This is a genomic window from Paenibacillus kribbensis (genome assembly GCF_002240415.1).
GTDB classification, from domain to species: domain Bacteria; phylum Bacillota; class Bacilli; order Paenibacillales; family Paenibacillaceae; genus Paenibacillus; species Paenibacillus kribbensis.
This window is the reverse complement of sequence record NZ_CP020028.1, coordinates 2,033,820-2,053,726: the sequence shown is the minus strand read 5'-3', so window position 1 is coordinate 2,053,726 and position 19,907 is coordinate 2,033,820. Positions and strand designations below refer to the sequence as shown.

General features: G+C 45.3%; 22 protein-coding genes and 3 pseudogenes. 5 read left to right on the top strand and 20 right to left on the bottom strand.

Annotation, left to right across the window (positions count from 1 at the left end; all coding sequences use genetic code 11):
• Positions 1-169 precede the first annotated feature (169 nt).
• From iolG to B4V02_RS09190, 3 genes are all read right to left on the bottom strand, one after another.
• Positions 170-1,192 (bottom strand): bifunctional inositol 2-dehydrogenase/D-chiro-inositol 1-dehydrogenase, encoded by a 1,023-nt coding sequence (gene iolG, locus B4V02_RS09200; RefSeq protein ID WP_094154564.1) that lies wholly within the window; start codon positions 1,190-1,192, stop codon positions 170-172.
• A gap of 20 nt (positions 1,193-1,212) precedes the next feature.
• On the bottom strand, positions 1,213-2,187 hold the full coding sequence (locus B4V02_RS09195; RefSeq protein WP_167383795.1) for a sugar phosphate isomerase/epimerase family protein: 975 nt from the start codon (positions 2,185-2,187) through the stop codon (positions 1,213-1,215).
• A 339-nt stretch (positions 2,188-2,526) separates the two neighbouring features.
• Positions 2,527-3,435 carry an AraC family transcriptional regulator gene (locus B4V02_RS09190; protein ID WP_094154562.1) on the bottom strand — a complete coding sequence of 303 codons (909 nt, stop codon included), beginning with the start codon at positions 3,433-3,435 and terminating at the stop codon, positions 2,527-2,529.
• 722 nt (positions 3,436-4,157) lie between these two features.
• Here B4V02_RS09190 and B4V02_RS09180 point away from each other — a divergent pair.
• Positions 4,158-6,008: a terpene cyclase/mutase family protein gene (locus B4V02_RS09180; protein ID WP_094154560.1), complete on the top strand. Its 1,851-nt coding sequence runs from the start codon at positions 4,158-4,160 to the stop codon at positions 6,006-6,008.
• A 158-nt stretch (positions 6,009-6,166) separates the two neighbouring features.
• A complete protein-coding gene (locus B4V02_RS25880; protein ID WP_007431090.1) occupies positions 6,167-6,448 on the top strand; it encodes a hypothetical protein in 282 nt (93 codons plus the stop codon).
• A 353-nt stretch (positions 6,449-6,801) separates the two neighbouring features.
• Here B4V02_RS25880 and B4V02_RS09170 read toward each other — a convergent pair whose 3' ends face one another.
• From B4V02_RS09170 to B4V02_RS09160, 4 genes and pseudogenes are all read right to left on the bottom strand, one after another.
• Positions 6,802-7,185 carry a hypothetical protein gene (locus B4V02_RS09170; protein WP_094154558.1) on the bottom strand — a complete coding sequence of 128 codons (384 nt, stop codon included), beginning with the start codon at positions 7,183-7,185 and terminating at the stop codon, positions 6,802-6,804.
• 164 nt (positions 7,186-7,349) lie between these two features.
• Positions 7,350-7,655: pseudogene (locus B4V02_RS26565) on the bottom strand (glycoside hydrolase family 25 protein); the annotation flags it as partial.
• A gap of 105 nt (positions 7,656-7,760) precedes the next feature.
• Positions 7,761-8,135, bottom strand: a pseudogene (locus B4V02_RS25875) (phage holin family protein); the annotation flags it as partial.
• Positions 8,136-8,143: 8 nt separating this feature from the next.
• On the bottom strand, positions 8,144-8,362 hold the full coding sequence (locus B4V02_RS09160) for a hypothetical protein (protein ID WP_094154557.1): 219 nt from the start codon (positions 8,360-8,362) through the stop codon (positions 8,144-8,146).
• 509 nt (positions 8,363-8,871) lie between these two features.
• Here B4V02_RS09160 and abc-f point away from each other — a divergent pair.
• A complete protein-coding gene (abc-f, locus tag B4V02_RS09155) occupies positions 8,872-10,359 on the top strand; it encodes a ribosomal protection-like ABC-F family protein (protein WP_094154556.1) in 1,488 nt (495 codons plus the stop codon).
• A 202-nt stretch (positions 10,360-10,561) separates the two neighbouring features.
• Here the strand turns inward: abc-f and B4V02_RS09150 are convergent.
• Positions 10,562-10,762: pseudogene (locus B4V02_RS09150) on the bottom strand (nitric oxide synthase oxygenase); the annotation flags it as partial.
• Positions 10,763-11,296: 534 nt separating this feature from the next.
• On the opposite strand from B4V02_RS09150, the gene B4V02_RS09145 reads away from it, so the two are divergent.
• Together B4V02_RS09145 and B4V02_RS09140 are read left to right on the top strand one after the other, a co-directional pair.
• Complete coding sequence (locus tag B4V02_RS09145) at positions 11,297-11,590, top strand: hypothetical protein (RefSeq protein ID WP_244188490.1); 294 nt, start codon at positions 11,297-11,299, stop codon at positions 11,588-11,590.
• A gap of 5 nt (positions 11,591-11,595) precedes the next feature.
• On the top strand, positions 11,596-12,153 hold the full coding sequence (locus tag B4V02_RS09140; RefSeq protein WP_244188489.1) for an SAM-dependent methyltransferase: 558 nt from the start codon (positions 11,596-11,598) through the stop codon (positions 12,151-12,153).
• Positions 12,154-12,369: 216 nt separating this feature from the next.
• Here the strand turns inward: B4V02_RS09140 and B4V02_RS26560 are convergent, their stop codons facing one another.
• From B4V02_RS26560 to B4V02_RS09085, 12 genes are all read right to left on the bottom strand, one after another.
• Positions 12,370-12,456, bottom strand: a complete 87-nt coding sequence (locus B4V02_RS26560; protein WP_244188536.1) for a terminase small subunit — start codon at positions 12,454-12,456, stop codon at positions 12,370-12,372.
• A 317-nt stretch (positions 12,457-12,773) separates the two neighbouring features.
• The gene (locus B4V02_RS09130) at positions 12,774-12,932 is read right to left on the bottom strand and encodes a hypothetical protein (RefSeq protein ID WP_244188488.1); all 159 of its coding nucleotides are present in this window, start codon (positions 12,930-12,932) and stop codon (positions 12,774-12,776) included.
• Between the two features lie 1,162 nt (positions 12,933-14,094).
• Positions 14,095-14,397 (bottom strand): phBC6A51 family helix-turn-helix protein, encoded by a 303-nt coding sequence (locus B4V02_RS09125; RefSeq protein ID WP_094154553.1) that lies wholly within the window; start codon positions 14,395-14,397, stop codon positions 14,095-14,097.
• Between the two features lie 57 nt (positions 14,398-14,454).
• Positions 14,455-16,560, bottom strand: a complete 2,106-nt coding sequence (locus B4V02_RS09120) for a phage tail tape measure protein (protein WP_094154552.1) — start codon at positions 16,558-16,560, stop codon at positions 14,455-14,457.
• A gap of 31 nt (positions 16,561-16,591) precedes the next feature.
• Complete coding sequence (locus B4V02_RS09115; protein ID WP_094154551.1) at positions 16,592-16,942, bottom strand: hypothetical protein; 351 nt, start codon at positions 16,940-16,942, stop codon at positions 16,592-16,594.
• 10 nt (positions 16,943-16,952) lie between these two features.
• On the bottom strand, positions 16,953-17,090 hold the full coding sequence (locus B4V02_RS25870; RefSeq protein ID WP_157739730.1) for a hypothetical protein: 138 nt from the start codon (positions 17,088-17,090) through the stop codon (positions 16,953-16,955).
• Between the two features lie 23 nt (positions 17,091-17,113).
• Positions 17,114-17,491: a phage tail assembly chaperone gene (locus tag B4V02_RS09110; RefSeq protein ID WP_094154550.1), complete on the bottom strand. Its 378-nt coding sequence runs from the start codon at positions 17,489-17,491 to the stop codon at positions 17,114-17,116.
• Between the two features lie 198 nt (positions 17,492-17,689).
• Complete coding sequence (locus tag B4V02_RS09105) at positions 17,690-17,890, bottom strand: phage scaffolding protein (RefSeq protein WP_244188487.1); 201 nt, start codon at positions 17,888-17,890, stop codon at positions 17,690-17,692.
• 59 nt (positions 17,891-17,949) lie between these two features.
• Entirely contained in the window at positions 17,950-18,831 is an 882-nt protein-coding gene (locus B4V02_RS09100; protein ID WP_094154548.1) for a hypothetical protein, read from the bottom strand.
• A gap of 19 nt (positions 18,832-18,850) precedes the next feature.
• Positions 18,851-19,171, bottom strand: coding sequence for a cold-shock protein (locus tag B4V02_RS09095; RefSeq protein WP_157739729.1), 321 nt, complete (start codon positions 19,169-19,171; stop codon positions 18,851-18,853).
• A complete protein-coding gene (locus B4V02_RS09090) occupies positions 19,168-19,521 on the bottom strand; it encodes a hypothetical protein (protein ID WP_094154546.1) in 354 nt (117 codons plus the stop codon). Before B4V02_RS09090 ends, B4V02_RS09095 begins: the two co-directional genes overlap by 4 nt.
• Positions 19,521-19,802 carry a hypothetical protein gene (locus B4V02_RS09085; protein WP_094154545.1) on the bottom strand — a complete coding sequence of 94 codons (282 nt, stop codon included), beginning with the start codon at positions 19,800-19,802 and terminating at the stop codon, positions 19,521-19,523. The genes B4V02_RS09090 and B4V02_RS09085 overlap by 1 nt, the downstream gene beginning before the upstream one ends.
• Positions 19,803-19,907 lie beyond the last annotated feature (105 nt).

Sequence of the window (19,907 nt, the reverse complement as noted above, 5' to 3'; positions counted from 1 at the left end):
CTTGGTTCGGCTTAAAAGTTTCACAAAAAATAAAACTCGGCGACCTCTTACCGATTCAATTTCGGAAAAGGTCGCCGCTAACCTTTAACTTACCTTATTCCAATCAAAAAAGGTAATCCGTTGTCCTTATAACTGTATCTATCATGTTAAATAGAATCACTATTTTTTATTATAAAACAAGTTGTTTGATATAAAATGATGGGCGTTCTTGTATAGAAATTGGAACAATCTGACCTGTATGCTTAGCTTTCACACAGGCATCCGCCGTCACTGCTACAACATAACCATCCCAAGCCGATGGCCCATTCACTTCACCTTTTACAGTACAATTAATCCATTCTTGCAGTTCAACATCATAGGAATCAATGAAACGATCCTTCCAATCTACTAGAATTTCGGTTGAAAGCTTCGCTTCGCTACGCATAAGTACACTGGATGGCTCAGGTAAGCTGGCTATACCTGTTTCTCCAACAACCTGGCATTGAATGTCATATCCATATTGACAATTTACAAATATTTCAGTGTCAACTCGGATTCCTTGTTTGGTTTCCAGTAAGACGATATGCGGGTCCTGTAGCCCTTCAGCTGCAAAACGTGTGTTTCTTGGCAGAATTACCTGGGCGGAAACATAATCGTCATTAAGTAACCACCGTAAAACATCTATTTCATGAGGAAAAGAATCAGTAAGCGCCATATCACCGGTACAGCCTGGGGCTGAAGGAGCTCGGTGTGCACAATGCACCATTAACGGTTCACCGATCCTTCCATGTTCAATAACATGTTTTAATGCGCGATACCCCTTATCGTAACGTCGCATGAATCCTACTTGAACCAACTGTTTACCGTGTGCAATCTCTGCATCAACGATTCTCTTACACCCCTCAGCAGTTGTAGCAAGTGGTTTTTCGCAGAAAACCGGTTTACCCGCAGCAATGGAAGCCAAAACAAATTCTTCATGGGTAGGACCCCAAGAGGTTACGATAACTGCATCAACATCTTCGGAGTTAATAACGTCATGTCCATTTTCATAAACCTTTGCATCCATATTTTCGTTATTAACAACAGCCTTGGCTTGTTCTGCATTCACGTCTGTCACTGCAACAATTTTAGCTCCCGATAAAGTGTTGGAGATCCTATGAATATGATCTTGACCAATAGCACCTGTACCAATAACACCTATTTTTAGAACCATGTAATATATACCTCCTTCTTTTATTTACTGATTGACAAGCTTAACCTTGTATTCTTAAAATCTCTAGGTAACGCTTCTTTGAGAACATCCATGGATTTTTTAACACCAGTAAGCGGTTCCATTGTTAAATCTTCCATTTCAAGAACTACTGGTCCCTCATATCCTGCCATTTTCACGACAGTAAAGAACTCCTTCCAATAACCAACATCGTGTCCGTATCCAAGTGCAACATAATTCCATGAACGGGTAGCAAAACTTTCCATCGGTTTCACGTCGATAAGCCCATGTATATCATTTACTCCTCTTTCTATCCGTACATCTTTGGCATGGACATGATATATTGCACTTCCTAATGCCCTTGCTGCTGCAATTGGATCTCCACCCATCCAAAATAAATGACTTGGGTCAAAATTCATGCCAACCATGTCCCCAACTTCATTTCTTAATTTGAAAAGTGTTTCTGGATTATGCACTAAATTACAGCCAAGATTCTCAATTGCAATTTTTTTGACGCCGCGTTCTTCCGCGACTTTCACGGCTTTTTCCCAGTATGGCAAGGCTACTTCATTCCATTGCCATTCTAGTATTTTAAAATGGGAAGGTAAAATAGGGTGTGTTAGCCAATTCGGTGTCACATCATTTGGACCTCCGCTAGGACAACCCGACATCATAACAACTGTCTCTACCCCTAAAAGCCCTGCAAGCTGAAATGTTTTTTCAATAACTGCTTTATGAGCTTTTCCCTCTTCCGTTGGGTCGAGTTGATTTCCTGAACAATTTAAAGCTGCAATTTCAAGCCCTCTACTTTTAATAGCCTCTACAAATTTCTCACGTTTAACAGCACTCTCCAGCAAACCATCCAAATCAATATGTGGTGCTTTAGACCAATTACCACACCCTAATTCTAGAGCTTCAAATCTCAGATCTACACATGTATCAAGCATTTCTTCCAACGGCATGAATCCTAAGATATCAGTAACTAAGCCAGCTTTCATCATTAACAATACCTCCATATATAATGAACAAATGGTATTTTAAAGACATACAATTAAATAGAAAATCGGTTCGTAATCTTAATATCAGCCTCCCTTTTAAGTTACTATTGAGCCTGGAACCTCTATTGCAAGCGTTGTCATTCAGATTAAACATAAATAAAAATTTCTCATTTACAATTGTGATTATAGGATATTACACAATACGTGTATTTAGATTATCAAGACGCGTTTTTATACTTTTAAGACATGATATTTCTAAGAAAACCATTGATTCGTCGTATACATATCCTTTTTAGAACAAAAAAACCACTTCAATGCATAACATTAAGTGGGGATAGTTCAATACTCTGTATATGAAGTTGTTTTTGAGTCTATATAAAGCAAGCGAAAGACTCTTGGTGGACTACCCATTACAGAGTGAAAAACACGAGTAAAATAGTGAACCGTTTTAAAACCAGTTTTTATTGAAATATCTCTGATGGATAAATCTGTTGTTTTAAGTAATGCGGCAGCTCTCTGTATTCTCTCATTTTGAACGTACTCTGAGTAACTTACACCTAATTCTGCTACAAATATTCTCGACAAGTGCCGACCCGATATATGGAATTGACGAGCTACATCGGGAAGTTTTAAAGGACTTTCCAGATTATCATTAATGTATAACTTTGCTTGACGAAGAAGTGGAGAAATCATTTCAACCGATTTTTTTGGGCGATCACTATGTGAATAAGGAACAAAAATTTGCAGTAATGAAAGAATAAGGGAGTAAGCTAGGTTTGTTAGCATTTCTTCATAAAAAACCTGTTCGGACTTTGTTGTTTGGATAAGAAGAGATTTCCAAAGCAATGTAGCAACTGTATCATCGCTTACGGGCACAACTACTTTGGAACATTTCCGAGCTTCCCTTATTATTTCTATCCATTCTTCACTTGATTCTGATTCTATTAGTTCAAATGCTACATAAAGGAGGGCTAATCCATCTTTACTTTTTATTTGGTGTAAAACATCTGGTCTTGAAAGGAACATCATATTTTTTTGTAAGGAGTAAGTACAATCGACGTCAATATAATACCCTTCGCCATCAACTACAAAACATATCTCAAAAAACGAATGTTTATGCGGTACAATGTCATAATGTTTTGGCATGACTCCCCAATAATGTAAATGAAAAGATGAGCCATTTTGTTCTAGACGATGAACATATTGATTCAAATAAATTTTTCCTGATATAAATTTACTTAAATCCAAAAAAAATACCTCCAGTTAAACGTATACTGAACCCTAAAATAGGAAAATAAAAAACACCTATACTCCCATTTTCTGTATTCTATGGGGGAACAGGCATCGTACCGTTTATAAAAAAGATGTACCGTTTTAAAGAAAATTATACCCTTTGCAAAAGGGTCGCACCGTTAAAATTAACGCAACAATTGATGAAAGACCACTTAAAATTAAATTAAAATGTTGAAAGGATGTGATGTAATTACCACCCGGTCTCTCGTCTGCCTAAATCAATTATACATAAAACAACTCTCTCAACATACCGAAATTTACTAAGACCAAGCTTCGTAATAGTTCTCCATGATGTCTTCCTAATACACAAAATAACAAACACCGCCCCGATGACGCTGAAGCTTCCGAGATAGTGGGCGTAAAGATCAGAAAGTTTCTTGTAAAGGCGACGGTAAAACATAGGCCTGTTATGGCCGGGCAGCATCAGAATTTTCACACCATACCATCCTTTAGATAATGTAGTGGCAAGCTAGTCCTGATTAACGGTTATTCATGCGTCACATAGCCCATCCCAAGCCCTATATCCTTCTTATGCATCGAACTTTCCCTTTTAATTTAAACAGTTCTTTAGGTACACACCTCCACCAATAACGAATCCCCTACATACGATAAGAGCATCACGGACAACAATGCTGTTTTTCCTTATACAGCAAACCAAGGTAGGGGGTGAAAAGTTTATGGAATTGCTGGAGAAAGTACAAGCCGAGATCAACCGTTATATGACCCGGATTCAGTCGGAACAGCAGGAAGATGGGTCATGGAGATATGATTTTGAAACAGGACCGATGACGGATGCCAGTATGATGATTCTCATCAGCTCCCTGTATCCTGAAGAACAAGAACTCCTTTCGCGGTTGGCCCAGCGCTTGGTGCATAAACAGGCGGATGGAGGCGAATGGAAACAGTACGACGACGATGATGGCCACCTATCCTCCACAATAGAGGCGTATACCGCGCTGTTGTTATCTGGTTATCTGGAGCGGGATGCACCGCCGATGAAACGGGCCAAGGATTATATTCTCCGCAGCGGCGGAGTCGAGAAGGCACATGTCTCTACTAAGTTTATGCTGGCCTTGAACGACCTGTATCCGTGGCCTGCGTATTATCCGATGCCTCTATTTTTGATCCATCTCCCGAAATGGATTCCATTTAGCTTTTACCGCTGGAGCTCGTACGTCAGGACTCATTTCGCCCCAATTCTCATTCTGGGGCACCTCAAATTCACTCTACCGCATCCTTCTGGTGCAGACATCTCCCATCTCTACACGACGCCGAAGTACAATAAGCTCCATCATCAGAGCCACGGCCGCAGACGGTCCGCGAAAGGAAAAAGGTCAAACCGTTCCATCCAAAAGGCCGAGAGTTTTATACTCGAGCATATTGAAGAGGACGGGACGCTACACAGCTATGCAAGTGCCACTTTTTTTATGATCTATGCGCTGCTGGCGATCGGCTATCAGCCGGACTCGCCTGTAATCTCCCGTGCGATGAAGGGGCTGCTCTCTTTTGTAACGAAGACGGATGACGGGGGGATGCATATTCAGAACTCTCCTTCCACCGTATGGGATACGGCGCTTGCTTCCTACACGCTGCAGGAGGCCGGGCTTTCAGCAGAGGATGATACCGTGCAGCGGGCAGCAGCGTTTTTGCTGTCGCTTCAGCATACAGAGAAGAAGGCGCAGGCAGAAGGCTCTCTGCTGCACATGACAGGCGGCTGGGGATTCTCCGAAAGCAACAAGGCGAACCCCGATGTGGATGATACGCAGGCGGTGCTGCGGGCGCTGACGCGGTACACGTCTTATCACGCAGACAGTCTTGAGTCATGGAGAAAAGGAGTACAGTACTTATTCCGCAGGCAAAATGATGACGGTGGCTGGGCCGCTTTTGAGCGGAACAGCACTTCCTTCATGACTCGTCTGTTTGCAGTAGAGAACTTCGAAGATACGGCGTTTGATCCTTCAGCAGCGGATGTGACGGGGAGGACTTTGGAGTTTCTGGGGAGTCATGTGAAGCTGACAACGAATCATCCGCGGGTACAGGCGGGAGTGCGTTGGCTGCTGAAGCGGCAGCAGCGGGATGGATCCTGGTATGGCCGCTGGGGAGTATCGTATCTATATGGGACATGGGCTGCCGTAACAGGACTAAGAGCGGTAGGTTTATCAGCAGAGCATCCCGCGATTCAACAAGCAGCAGACTGGCTGCTCCGCATGAGACAGCCGGATGGTGGCTGGGGGGAGTCCTGCAAGAGTGATGTAGCGAAAACTTACATTGCAGCTCCTTACTCCACGGTCGTTCACACCGCATGGGCGCTGGATCTGCTGATTGCGGTTCATGATACACCTGTGAAGGAAATCAAAGAAGCCACCTCCCTGCTGATCGACTGGAATCGAGAGGAAGGTAGCAAGCGAGTAACATATCCGACCGGAGCGGGTCTTCCGGGGCATTTCTATATCCAGTATCACAGTTATCCGCGGATCTGGCCGCTACTCACGCTTAGTCACTATGAACAGAAATATAAAGACTGCTAAAATGCCCCATTTTCCTGGATTGCAGGTATACACCCTGTACTTTCTATTCGATCCGCATATGCTATACTAACTCGTCTTCAAGATGATAAAAAGTAGTTTTTAACCTATAACTCCGGCTACAGACAAGAATGGAACATATGTGAAAGGAGACAACAAGCATGTCCCAACTTGATCCCCGTTTAATGGGAACATTCCGCCGTAGAATGATGGACCCACGATGTTTTCACAAAGTGTGCGGCATTTTACGTGCCCAGAAATATGAGGATTTAAAATGCTACCATGGCTGCTGCAGTATGATTGATCGCCTCTCCGAATGTATGGGTGTACCGGTATCACCAGTTGAAAGAGAAAATGCGGCACAATGGCTGATGGGCTGCGGCGTAGATCCCCAGAACCCTTACCACCGCAGACGGATGTGGAATATGGTGTGGGGTAGATAGAAAAAATAGGTTAAGGCGAAAGGCTGCTCATTCGAGCAGCCTTTCCTTTTGTTACATTTAAGAGAGTACACACACCTAGCACGCAGCATCCTTATATCGAAAGAAAAAATTGCCAATAGAATCAGCATGAAAGAAATTCAAGAATGGTTGGGACGCAGTAATTATTCCAGAACAGCTAACACCTATTCTCACTTGGAATACAGTTCCAAGGTATCTTCAGCGCAAACCATGAGCGAGGTTCTGACATTTTAAATAAAAAAATCGCATAGCTCTCATTACTTCATAAGAGCCATGCGATCTTCTCTTCTTTCTCTCCTCCGAAAAAAGGAGAGAATACTTTCCTTACAGATTTATCACTTTACTTTTTTTAGTCTAGCTGTGATAAAAGCGTTATAATCCCCATTAATTTCAACGTAGTAATAGCCTGGGTTAGGATTTCGGTGATAAGTTAGTAGATTCAGCCCTTTCATTTCAGGTCTGAAAACCAGTTGGCTCATTAATATTGTATCCTCAGTCTTTGCATCTTCAAACAATACATAGACATTAGCATTTCCAGCAGCCATCATATATGGATCAAATGATACTTGTTCACCTTCTGTATACAATTTTTCACTTTGTACATGATTTTCATTTTCATGTTTAGTTATATCGACATAACGGGTTGATGCGAAAGCGCTTGATGTAAACATCAAAAAGGCAGCGATCATTACTAATAATATCGGTTTAAACTTCTTCATACAGTGTTACCTCCTAGAATATTGTAATAATTACATTATCAATATACTATTCTAAGTTTGTCGAAGTAAGGGGAAGCTTGTCCTGCTAAAAAAGATTCTACTAGTTATTCGCAGGCAGGATTCTTTTTCACATCTACTCTAAATTCAAAACGATCAACCGTTTTGGATAGATTGCCAGGATTGTTTTCATAATCCATCACCGCTGGAAGGTCAAGCCCTTTCGCTCCGCCAACCTGTTCCAACACCTCGGCAAAATGCCGCGCTTCCGCTTTGGCTGCGTCAACACTGGTTGCATCTAAAAAGTGGTACGCGCCTAGTAATACCCCAACTGCTCTGGCCCCTTTTGCATTCGTGGTAAATGTCGGATCGACGTATCGTTGTCCTTGACTTGCCTTGATGAAAGCGAAAGAGATACCCTCTGCCTTTACCGCCTTCCAATCAATATTGCCCTGATAGTGAGATACGTCGATCCCCTGCGCGTTACCTTTTTCCTTGTCTGCATTTTCCCAGTCACCTTCCTTTTCTCCGCTTTTACTCTTTAAAATTTCCACAGCCTGCCGAATGATCGACGGGACTGGCGCACCAAGCCTACCGCCGTTTTCAACAATCGAAAGCAGCTTGTTTGCCATATAAAAATAAGCCGCCGCGTCCCGGAAAAGATGCGAGTCTCCCAACACCCCATCCACCAGATGCGTTACGGCTACCATTGCAAAAATAAAAGCCTTACGAGAAATACCAATAAGACCAATTTTACTTTTTAAGCCTGTTCCCGTTCCTTTCTTCCCTTCTGCTCCCGCTGCCAATAGTCCGGTCACACAATCAAATATGACCAGTGCCAGCAACACCCCCAATACTCCCGACTCCCCACCATAAAGATACGTCACTGCACTACTTCCTAAAGCTGTGCTGAACTTAAAATTCTCCCACTTATCCAACCTTTTTTCCCCCATCTCTCTGTTCAGGAAACTTTTCCTGAGCTATCATCGTTTGTTTTCTGATTTTCTTTTTGGACCTGTATCTCTGCTAATACATTTCCCACCGCCGTATCCAGCGCGTTAAGAATCTCCTTACGCTTATGTGGCTGCAAAGCAATTACAGCAGAAATAACCTCAGTCATTTCTTCAACCGGTCTGGTCAAATCCAATTGAATATCCAATGTAGATTTTATCTTTGCCATGGGTTTCATCACCTCCTAAACACACAAAATAAGCCTCTGAATTATCAGAGGCTTTCATGCTCGTATCTTAAATTGGTTCTGCTGCTATAACGCTACGAATTTTAAAACCCCATATGTTATTAACCTAATACGAACGAGCAAGATAGTTGAATAACAGTAATCAATCTAAGGAGCATGTCGACCTACGCGAGGCTTCAGCCTAAACGGGACTACGCAGGTTGTAGTTAATTTACTATTATGATAAACTGAATGTAATTTGATGATGGGAGTTGAACGGATACATGTAGAACTTTTCTTGCCTCGAGATCACGAAAAGAACGGACTCAGCGATCGGCTGTGGTCGTTTTATTTCATCTCTGCAAGAAAGGTCTGCGTTTCGTTTGCGCTCCCTCTCCGGACAGTCATACGGCCCCTTGGAATGGGGCCGTATTTCCTCGTATGGATTAGAGCCGCAAGATAGCACCTTTCTTGCGGCTCTTTTTTTATTTCCAAACGAAAGGATGATTGCCATGCCCGCCATTCAGGTAACCAATCTTACTTTTGCCTATCCAGGCAGCTATGACCCTATATTCGAAAATGTTCATTTTCAAATTGATACAGACTGGAAGTTGGGCTTTACGGGGCGAAACGGTCGGGGGAAAACGACGTTCTTAAACCTGCTGCAGGGGAAGTACGAATACAGCGGTACGATCTCCACATCAGTCGCCTTTGATTATTTTCCGTTTCCCGTTGAACACCCGGAGTATTTGACCTTAGACGTCGTCGAAGAGATCGTGCCAAGCTATGAGAGCTGGAAGTTGATGCGCGAACTGAACCTGCTTAAGGTTTCAGAAGACGTGTTGTACAGGCCATTCGAATCGCTGTCCCAAGGAGAACAGACGAAGGTATTGCTGGCCGTGCTATTCATCCAAGACAATCGATTTCTGCTCATCGACGAGCCGACCAATCATCTCGACTTGCACGCACGCAAGCTTGTCGCCGATTATTTGAATACGAAGCGCGGTTTTATTCTTGTTTCACACGACCGGGCTTTTCTCGACCGCTGCGTGGATCATATTCTATCGATCAACAAAACGAATATCGTAATCCAAAAAGGCAACTTCTCCAGCTGGTGGACGAACAAAACTCGCCAGGATACGTTCGAAATGGCACAAAACGAAAAGCTGTACAAAGACATACAGCGTTTATCAGCTTCTGCTAAACGTACTAGCAGCTGGTCTTTCGAGACCGAAAAATCGAAAAACGGCACACGAAATTCCGGCTCCAAGCTTGACAAGGGTTACGTCGGGCATAAGGCAGCAAAAATGATGAAACGCTCGAAATCCATCGAACAGCGGCAACACGCCGCTTTAGAGGAAAAATCGAAACTGCTCCGAAATATCGAACAGTCAGAAAGCCTTGCGATCTCTCAGCTCGTGTATTCCAAATCGGAACTGGCGATGCTGGATCACGTCACGGTTTACTACGGGGAAAGAGCGGTTTGCAAGAACGTTTGTCTGACGATCGAAGCAGGAGATCGGATTGCAATTTCAGGTCCAAATGGTTCAGGTAAGTCTAGCTTGCTCCGCCTCCTCAACGCTGAGGCGCTACAGTATACAGGTACGTTTCAGCGGGAGCCGCAGCTTCGCGTTTCCTATGTATCCCAGAATACTTCTCATCTGCGAGGAACGCTTTCCGATTATGCAGCAGAGCACAGAATTGACGAAAGCTTATTTAAGGCTGTATTGCGTAAGCTAGATTTCGCCCGCATCCAGTTTGAGAAGGATATATCGGCGTTTAGCGGCGGGCAGAAGAAGAAGGTTCTGATCGCGAGAAGTCTATGTGAGGAGGCTCATCTGCATATTTGGGACGAACCGCTCAACTTTGTCGACGTGATTTCCCGGATGCAAATTGAGGAGCTGCTGCTTGAGTACACGCCGACCATTGTATTCGTGGAGCATGATCGGGAATTTCATGACCGTGTCGCCACGAAAACGATTGAACTCGGTGGGGATTAGAATTTTACAAAGTGACTTGGAATAAGACATGATTTCAACGGCAGAAAGCTTTGCACAACAACTTTTATGAAAAGGGAAGAGATTGAACTAAAGAGACACGATAGTTCAATAGAACATCGGCAGTCTAGGATTTTATTTTCTCGGTCTTGGCTGCCGTTGTTTCTATTATTGAGTGCAGTCTAATACTTATAACTTATAAAAACAAGAGCTTGTCCCAAACCAATCGGCCGATACAGCAATTGCTATTGCGCCACGCCATCTGTGCCCCATGCGTCAGCTCATCATATGTATGATCATACGTTCCTGTGGTCTCAACATCATGACGAATATCAAGAAGCCGGGCCACCGCTTCATCGCGGCTACGGCCCAGCTCCTTATAACACGTATATATAATTTGAAAGATAAACTACGGGTTTTGTATAGGTGATGCCAAATTGTAAAAAGTAGCTGTTTTCCTCGTTCCACTGTACTTCCATTGGTACTCTACATTTAAGTTATTCCCGCTCCAATACATATTTTTAATTTCTGGAAAGATCTGATCCTGGTTTTTGTAAATCGATGTTGTCGATTTGTGCCATCTGGTCTCGTAGCGTAGATGGTTGCAAATAAATGAGTTCTGCGAATAGCACCTATACTATTATTTACCTTTCTGCAATTATACTCCTGTGTATTTAAGATTGGATTTTATACTTTGCAATCTTCAAACCAAATCTTAATAAACACTTGAATGTCAAAAGACAATATCCATTGAATAGTTATAATGCCACAAATGCTCTTTATAGAGAGAGAATAATTGATTTCTTCACAAAACTGAGAAGAAGTATTCGAGAAAGCACCATTACCATACCACAATACTTCTGTGGATAAAATAAACGCTTTCATCAAGGCGCAATTCCGCTTTTGGACAGAGGATGAATTTGGCTGCAATTTTCGCAAAATGATTACATTGGAGCAATACAGAAATCCTGATATAGCAGATCTATATCAAAAATGCCTTGCAGGTGGGCCGGTAGATTATATGGAGGATTTGTTCCATGAGATGATAGAGCAAGGTATTTTGAGCAAAAGTAATCCGAAGCAATTAGCACTTGAGTTTTATGCACCATATTACCTGTTGTTAAGTATTTATGACGTATCCCCGGATAAAGAGGAAGCCGCGAATCTTTTTGCGGCGCACATTGAGGGCTTTATGCAAAAAAACATAGCGAAAATGAGTAAAGATAAGGAGTAATCACAATGGAATATATTAAAAGCCAAAAATACGACTTACCCAAATTACAAGCAAAAATGATGGGACCTAACCCCTTAAAATTGCAGGAGGAAATGCTTATCAAGCATAAAATTCCCGCCGGAAGCCTCGTTTGCGACTTGGGCAGCGGGCAGGGGCTTACAAGCGTTATGCTTGTCAAAGATTATGGTTTCACTGTTTACGCCGCCGATTTGTGGAGTGACCCGGAGGAAAATCGCAAATTCTTTGACGAGATGGGGCTAACCCACGAACAGATTATACCAGTCAAGGCTGACGCCACCAATTTGCCATTTGAAAAAGAATTCTTCGATGAGGTAGTCAGCACAGATTCTTATAATTATTGGGGACGCGACCCGGAATACTTGGATGCAAAGCTACTGCCTTTCGTCAAAAGCGGCGGTTATATTTATGCCTGTGTCCCCGGCATGAAAAAGGATTGCCATAATAATCTGCCGGAAGAATTGCTTCTCTCGTGGACACCGGAACAGCTTATCTATCTGCGAGATATTCACTATTGGACAGCAATTGTAAATAAATGTAAATAAACAAAAATCATTTCCATATACGAGATGGAGGGCAATGAGGAACTTTGGGTGGAATGGCTGAACCAAGAAAATGAGATTGCGGTCAATGACCGCAAAACAATGGAAGCTGGCGGTGGGAAATACCTGAACTTTATCGCTTTCGTACTGCAAAAGAAGTAAATGAGGATTTGATATGTAAGACGGATTAAAAAGGATAGGAACATGAAGAAAAAACTGTTAGTTATTATTAGTGTGTGCAGTCTTCTTGCTGTACCCTGCGGACACTGCCGCTCTGGTTGCATTAAAATCTCTCAAATATTCCATTACGAATATGCGTTGTTTCGGGGTCAAACCTTCATCGTCTGGTATTTCTGGTTCCTCTTCAACAACTGGAGCGCTCTGTACTCTTTTGGAACGTTCCGAATTACTGCTCTTATGTAGTGATCGGTAATTTATAACATGCGGCTACCACTAATCCCCATGCCCGGATTGGGTCTTAAATGGGCATCCTTCTTGCTCTGGGTTTATATTACCCCCTGAGTCCTGTCTTCGGTTTAGTTTTGGTTTAAAAAAATTACTGAAGCTGGCCAGCTAATGCTTTAAGACCACTTGGTACAGCGAACTATCATGTTCATTTCCGTTTACATAGGCTGTGTTTTGTCTATATAGTAAACTACGCCTTCGCCGCCAATGATTGGGAAGCCGCTTTCGTCATAATCCAGATTCGTGCCGACATACTTGCCATGCTTGGCCGCTTCACTTTCCAGCGGATGAAGATGTAAAATTCCCGAATTGTCCAAGTATGCGTAACTTTAAAGTTCATCCCCAATCCGTCCCCAAAAGCGAAAAAAGCGCTCGTCCCCTATAAATGGGTGCTATGATCTCAATTCCTAAAAAAGCAAAAAACCCTTGAGTATCAAGGGTTTCATGCGATAAATAAATATGCCGAGGACCGGGATCGAACCGGTACGGTAGTCACCTACCGCAGGATTTTAAGTCACTTACGCTTAGTAAGCGTTTAGAAACCCCGCTGTATCAACGTTTTATATCAATTATATACGTTAAACTGACGACAAGTGCCCGAGGACCTCACCGTTCATTTATGCGTGATGTGATTTCGTAGGCTCCCGCTCCTGTGCGGTTGCTACTGTTATATTATACGGTAAATAATACCGGTATGCAACGCCTATAAACGAAGAAAAAGCGCCCGCCCACGGATCATTACCGTAGACGAGCGCTTTATAATTTCCGGAATTTAATTTTGATACGCCGATTTCTTACGCACCAGATTTCGGCCCGTCGCACAGGGGCCTTGGGGGTACGGCCCTCGCAATCTCCACGCAAAAATACGCTTATTCATTCGCTTTTGATAGCGTAAATAAGCGTTGTTTTCAATCGGACACGCGCTGCCGTACGTACCACCCGCCCACCTTTTATACACCGAATATGCACGGACATGTTCACAAAACTCAGCTTTTGCGTATATGTCTGCGCCCGGAACCCGCGCCGTTATGCGGTTGATACTGCGCTGCATAAACGTACCCTATGCACTGTATATACATTACCAGCGTATTAAACCGTATAAATCCCGTAGCTACGCAGATTTCCGCTCTCTCTGGCCACCTACCCGCTGGTAACATATGCAGTGGAATGCGCTGGTTACCACGTCCGTTATGCATTGCGTATGCAACCGGAATGTGTAACGTAAATCCGCCACACCCGAAAGTTTCCGTAGCTATAAAACTGCGAGACTCCGCGCCCCAACTGGACTCTCAGCTATAAGCACGCTTTCGTATATGAAAAATTTCGGAGGGGTCACGCGTCAGGAGCTTCGTGTAGAAAAATTCGCTATAAAATACACTTTTGGGACACGATAACTAGCCGCTAAAGCCTTATATATCGCTGATATAACGCCATTTCAACCGATTTCGCATACGGTATGAATCCGAACCGACTCGTAGCTTAAATAAGGCCGAACATTCGGCATCTCTCCGTGATTTCATCCGCTGAAAGCGCAAGCCAATCTACCGCACTCCTATGTCGTCGGCGTATTGCGGATATGAACCCTCGGTGTACCCTCTCGTATTCTTTATTAAAATCCTCACGCTGCCTCCAGCGGTACAATGTCCGCCTATCAACTCCGCATAGAGCCGCAATTTCATCCATCGTGTAATGTACGCCCTTGCGCGCTAGCATTTCGATTGCAAGCCTATGACGCTCGTCAAGCGGTGGCCGTGCGCGTCTTTTGCGTTTCTTATTCGTCATTGTAACGCAACTCCTTCCGTATGTAAAAAAGAGCGAGCCGCAGCCCGCCTGTGAAGATTAAGCACGTGACAACGCTTTTACAAGACGCCCACACAGTACCTCGATGTCAGAATCGTTGTTAATCGTGACCCCGCCGAGATATATGTTCACGCCTCCTGAACTACCCTTACCACGCTGTTGATCGCGCCACTCGGACGCTTCATGCTTAGTGAGGACTGTTTCGTCCTTATGGAGGCGCGCAGGATAGTCATTATACGGAACTCGGTCGAGTCCGCCTGCATGACCATTCGCATCTGGACGTTCGACTTGAATAACGCCGTCTCCACCAAAAGCCTCCGGCATACCTAACGAGAAATTACCAGATAATACCTGAGCCGCGTCTGAGTTTTTGAACTCTTGCCATTTCTTATACGCGTACTCGATTGCAGAGGCCACCGCATCAATCGCCGCCTCCATGAACTTCAGGATAGGCTTAACGGTAACCCACGCAGACGAAAATGCCTCGCCCAACGTTGGAAGCATTGGCCTCACAACATTGTCTATGAGGAACTTAATCCCTTGTGCGAGGTATCCGACGAGCTTGGCCGCAATCGGGAACACCGTGTTAAAGATGTCCAGAACAGTAGGCAATACCGCGACCACAACCTCACCGATCGCCTTGATGGCCGATTGGACCAACGTAAATACCGGCTGCATAAACGTCCAAGCCGATTGGAGAGCGCTCGATATCTGCGGAAAGTAGCTTTTAAATATGCCAACTACGTTCGTGACCCCGTTTACGAGTGCGGTCCATATCGCTTGCGCATTCGGAAGCCACGATTTAACACCGTTCATTACAGCCTGACCAACAGGAGCCAACGCAGCCATGACGCCGGTAAACGTGGACTTAATCGCATTGCCCCACGCTTTTGCTTGATCGGAGTCTAGCCAGTTATTTAATTGAATAGCGAGCTCGGACCCTTTATTCGCCAGCGCCGTTATTAGTGGCATGGTCGGCATTAGGGCGGAAATTTGCAATGTCTCTAGGGCTCCGGAAAATTGCTCCACTGCACCTGCTGCATTATTCATTTTTTCTTTCGCAACACTAAGCGCACTTACATTCGCCATTTCCTTTTGAAACTTCTTAACTCCTGCTGCGCCCTCTTTGAAGAGAATATTTCCCGCGCGAATCGCATCGGACCCGAACATCGAGTACATATAGGTTTGACGCTGTTCGGCGGTTAATTTCCCGAAGCGATCCCTCAGCAAATCCGCTACTTGTGCCAAGTCTTTAATCTCGCCCTTGTTATCGTAAAACGCCGAGTGAATGAGGTTGCTCGCTGTCAGGAATTTCTTCGTTTCCTTCGCGGCCTTAGACGTTCCGACCTTGAGTCCCGTCTGAGCTGCAACGTACTTCTCGATGTCCTTCGTGACTGCCTGGACGGAGGTCCCCGTAGACTTAATGCCTTTCTTCGCCATAAAAGCGAGAGCATCCGTAGTATTTACGGTCAGCAAATTGAAGTCCTCGAACAAGGCGTATGCTTTATCCGTCATTGGCGCGAGATTAGACAACATAGTCTTCAAAGAAGTACCTGCTTGCTCACCTTTAACGCCGTTGTTTGCGAAAAGTCCAAGCGCGGTATTCGTATCACGGAACGACATACCGACCTGGTCAGCCACGGAACCAACTTGCGCCAATGAATAACGCAAATCGTGAACGTCCGTAGCAGATGCGTTCGCAGTACCGGCGAGAATATCAGCCGCTTGAGCTGCGGTTAAGCCTTCTTTCTTAAACGAGTTGAGCGAGGTCGACATAATTTCCGCAGATTCCGCCAGTTCAAGTCCCCCGGCTGTGGCTAGGTTCAATGCGGAGTTAAGCCCACCATTCATTACTTGCGCGGTGGACATGCCCGACTTGAGAAGTTCCTCGATCCCTTGTGCCGCTTCCATAGCGCTATATTTAGTAGCCATTCCCTGCTCTAGCGCGAGTTTCTGCATCTGCTTCATTTGTTCGTCTGTAGACCCCGTCAGCGCCTTGATCGTGGACATTTGGCTTTCGAAGTCCATCGCTTTCTTAACACTATTCCCTGCCACCGCAACAGCAGAAACGGCAGACCCGAGAAGGCCCGCCGCTGCTCCGAACTTAACCATTCCGCCCATCGCTTTACTAAGCTTTCCGGACATTTCGTCCTTCAGGCGCAGATAACCCGTAATATCAAACGCGATGACGAATCACCCATTCCCGATAACGATCGATCGCACGCAGCAACTTACGCAGCGCATCGTGTACGGTTAGCGTCTGCCTCATTGCATTTCGACCGCGATCCACAGCGTTATCCGCTTTCTCAAGCGCATCCGAAAGCCTACGCATGTGATAACTCACGGTCTTAATTGAGTGAACCCCGGAAGCTTCAAACTGTGCGGCTGTCTCCGTCCACGTTGCGTACTGCTCCGCATGGTTTGTCCGAAATCTATAGTTACCCGGCCGAGTGTACGTAATGATCTCCGCGAGTAAGTTCGCGATCGGGACTACGCGCTCGAAAGCTACCGTAATATTGTCCGACATATTACTCCTCCTATCGTTGTTGCGCCGCCTTCGCTTCACGTTCGAGTTGCAGCATCATCGACGCGTACATAAACATCCGGTGTCTCCGGTCTTTGGCGTAAACCTCGTCGGGCGGGATGCCGTGACGCTGAAAGATTTCATGCAGCACGTACGATTCTCCGCCCGACTTAATCAGTTTTTTGCTTCGTCAATCAACTTCGCATCGTCCACGAATCCGGACAGTCTCAGCAACGCTTGTACGATGCGGGATTGTTCGCCGGGTAGCAGCGCTTTTTTGACGACATCGGCTGCGTCGGACGCTTCGTAGTGATCTTTAAGCGCCTTATCGTTAAGGTCCGGGTCAGCAACGGCTTTTACAATAAGCAGCCGGTTAAATAGCGACTCGTCGACCGTGCCGTCCTTACCGGTTGTTGCCTGTGCGCGAGCCTTTTCGAGCGTGTCTTCATCCAGCGCTTTGACGATGAAGTCCGTACCCAAGCGCGGAATATACACGCCTTCCTGTAAATCCGTAGTGGCTCCGAGTAATGCTTCAAGTCTGCTTGTTGTCATATATTCAGCCCCCGTATGTTTTTTTGAATTAAAAAGAGGCCCCCGAAGGACCTCCATGTTATCGATATAAAGCGTTAAGACGTTGACGCACGTTTAATTCTCGTGTAAAGGGCGAGATTATCAATCGAACTATTCTGGCGTGTGAGGCGTTCTACGTCGTCTAGGTCTTTTTGTGTAATCGTATCGCCGTTTGACAACTTATAAGTACCAACTGCCAATAGCTTTCGGCTTCGCTGGCTTTACTGGTGCAAATAAATAACCACTCCTAGTCCTAAGTGTTTCAATCGCGTCCTCAACTCCCCACACCTTGCCGTTATCGTCAATGGATACGCCGGACAAGTCCGCCAGTGTGTACGCGGCGTCGAGTGCATCTGGAAGCACGCCAGCATTTCTTGACACGACCAGAAACTCCGCCCGGACAAGGCGTTTATTTGCGGTCTCTAAAACACCATCGCTCATTACTCCGCCGCCTTTCCTGCCCCAACGCTTAACGTCGGATTCTCGTCGTCTTTATAAATCCAAGCCAAGTCTTCCTCAGTTTGGCGGATACGGTCCCCCTCTTCGTCCACAAACGGCTTTGGCGTGTATTCTGGATGTTTAACAAAAAACGAATCCGTATCGTTGATATAGCGCGCATAATCCGCCCCGAATGTTTCTTCTGCCGCGCTGTTTACGATAACGCTACGGTGAATGCGTGAATCCTCAACGAGCATTTGCGCAATCTCAAGGACTTCGCTGGCCCCGCGAAAATCCTCGCTTTGAAACGGCCTCATCAAACCGTCGTACATCTCGCCGAGTTCTCTACGGACGGAAGTCGTTACCGCTGCAGCGCCGGTGCCTTTTTGGGAGTTACCGTCCCCTGGAGTAGCGAGGACTTTCGTTGTGAGCTCCGCAAAGTCGTCCCGGACAAGCTTCGCAAGGTACGGGTCATCCAACTTTTCGATGAAGCCGCGCAGCTTATCAAACGCCGACTTCTGCGACGTGGCGAACATTAATTCCGTTTTCAGTGACCGGAAAGCGTCCTCAAATCGGCCGAGTTTCGTCGCATCCGGCTTTCTCGGCGGCGTGTAAATCACCTTTTCGGCTTCCTGGATTGTCTTTTTGATGTGCGCGACGTACTCTTGTCTCATCGTGTGTGTTTTTTGCAAGAATTCAATCGCATGCTTTTGTTTAGCTTCGGCTTTGACCTCCTGCTTGCCATCTTCGGTGAGGCGGCGGTCCGATTCTATCTGTGAAATTTCAGCGGAGAGTTTCCTTTTATATTCCAGCATCATACCAGTTGAGGATTGTTCAATTTCGCGTGCTCTCTCTAAACTTGCCTTTGCTTTTGCGTAACTCATTTTCATTTCCCCTTTTAGTTTAGTTTGCTTGTACGTCCTTCGCCGCAGGCTTGCCGCCTCTACCCTCCGTTAATACGTAACTCACGTGCAATCCGACCGGCACTTCTGCCGTGTCAAATGATTCGCAGTCGGATAGATGGAAAAATACACGATTATCACCGGACGAGATGAACCCGTAACCCCGATCGCTAAAATACGAAACTACGCCGGATTTACGCTTTACTCTCGCCAGTTCAACCGACTTCCTCCGGCTGATACCGAGTGACGGGCCGATGCTGGCGATCTCCTCACCCGTACCGATGCCGCCTGTCCACGTTTTTGAATTGATAAATTTACTCACGCTGATTCCTCCCCTTGTTCTTCCTCCGTCGCGTTTGACCATGATATCTTTGTACTCTGCTTTCCCGTCAGCCGATTTTGTACAAGCTTGCGACCATATCCGTTCCCTCTTTTGGTAAGTTGATAATGGCCTAATACATTGCAGTGATAATCAACGATGTCTGCTCCGAGGCATCGATGAACTATGCGCGTCACATGCTCAAAATTAGACCAAGCAACGTCAATAAGCGGATAAGCTTCGTAGGTTACGTTATGGCGATCTATGACGCTGCCGTTCTCATCCACGAGAATAACGAGCGTCATCGTCTTGTCGCCTGATACATACACGTACTGATAAACGGTCGCTTTCATCAAATCGCCTCCTCTGCGGCTAGGTATAGCGCGACAGCCTCCGGCACATTCGACTCATACTCGATCGCCTCGTCCTTCTTCGTCAGCTTTCTTGCAATGACTCCGCCGAACACTAGGCTTTGAATTGCGCATTCGATCTCGTCCCCAAATTGAACGGGAAATGCCCGATCCAGTACGTGAATGGGCTCCGCCTGGCCTTCGCGGAATATTTCGACACGCTCGTTACATTGAGGGCCAACTTTAATTAGCGTGTGCCTCACGTTTAGTGATTTGGTTTTCATACTCGTTGCCTCCTCGTTATCGTCTAGCAACCTGCGTACTTAGATAGCGACACGGGATTGAAGAGTCTCCGCGCCACACCTTGCAGCGCCTATCCGTTTTCGCCA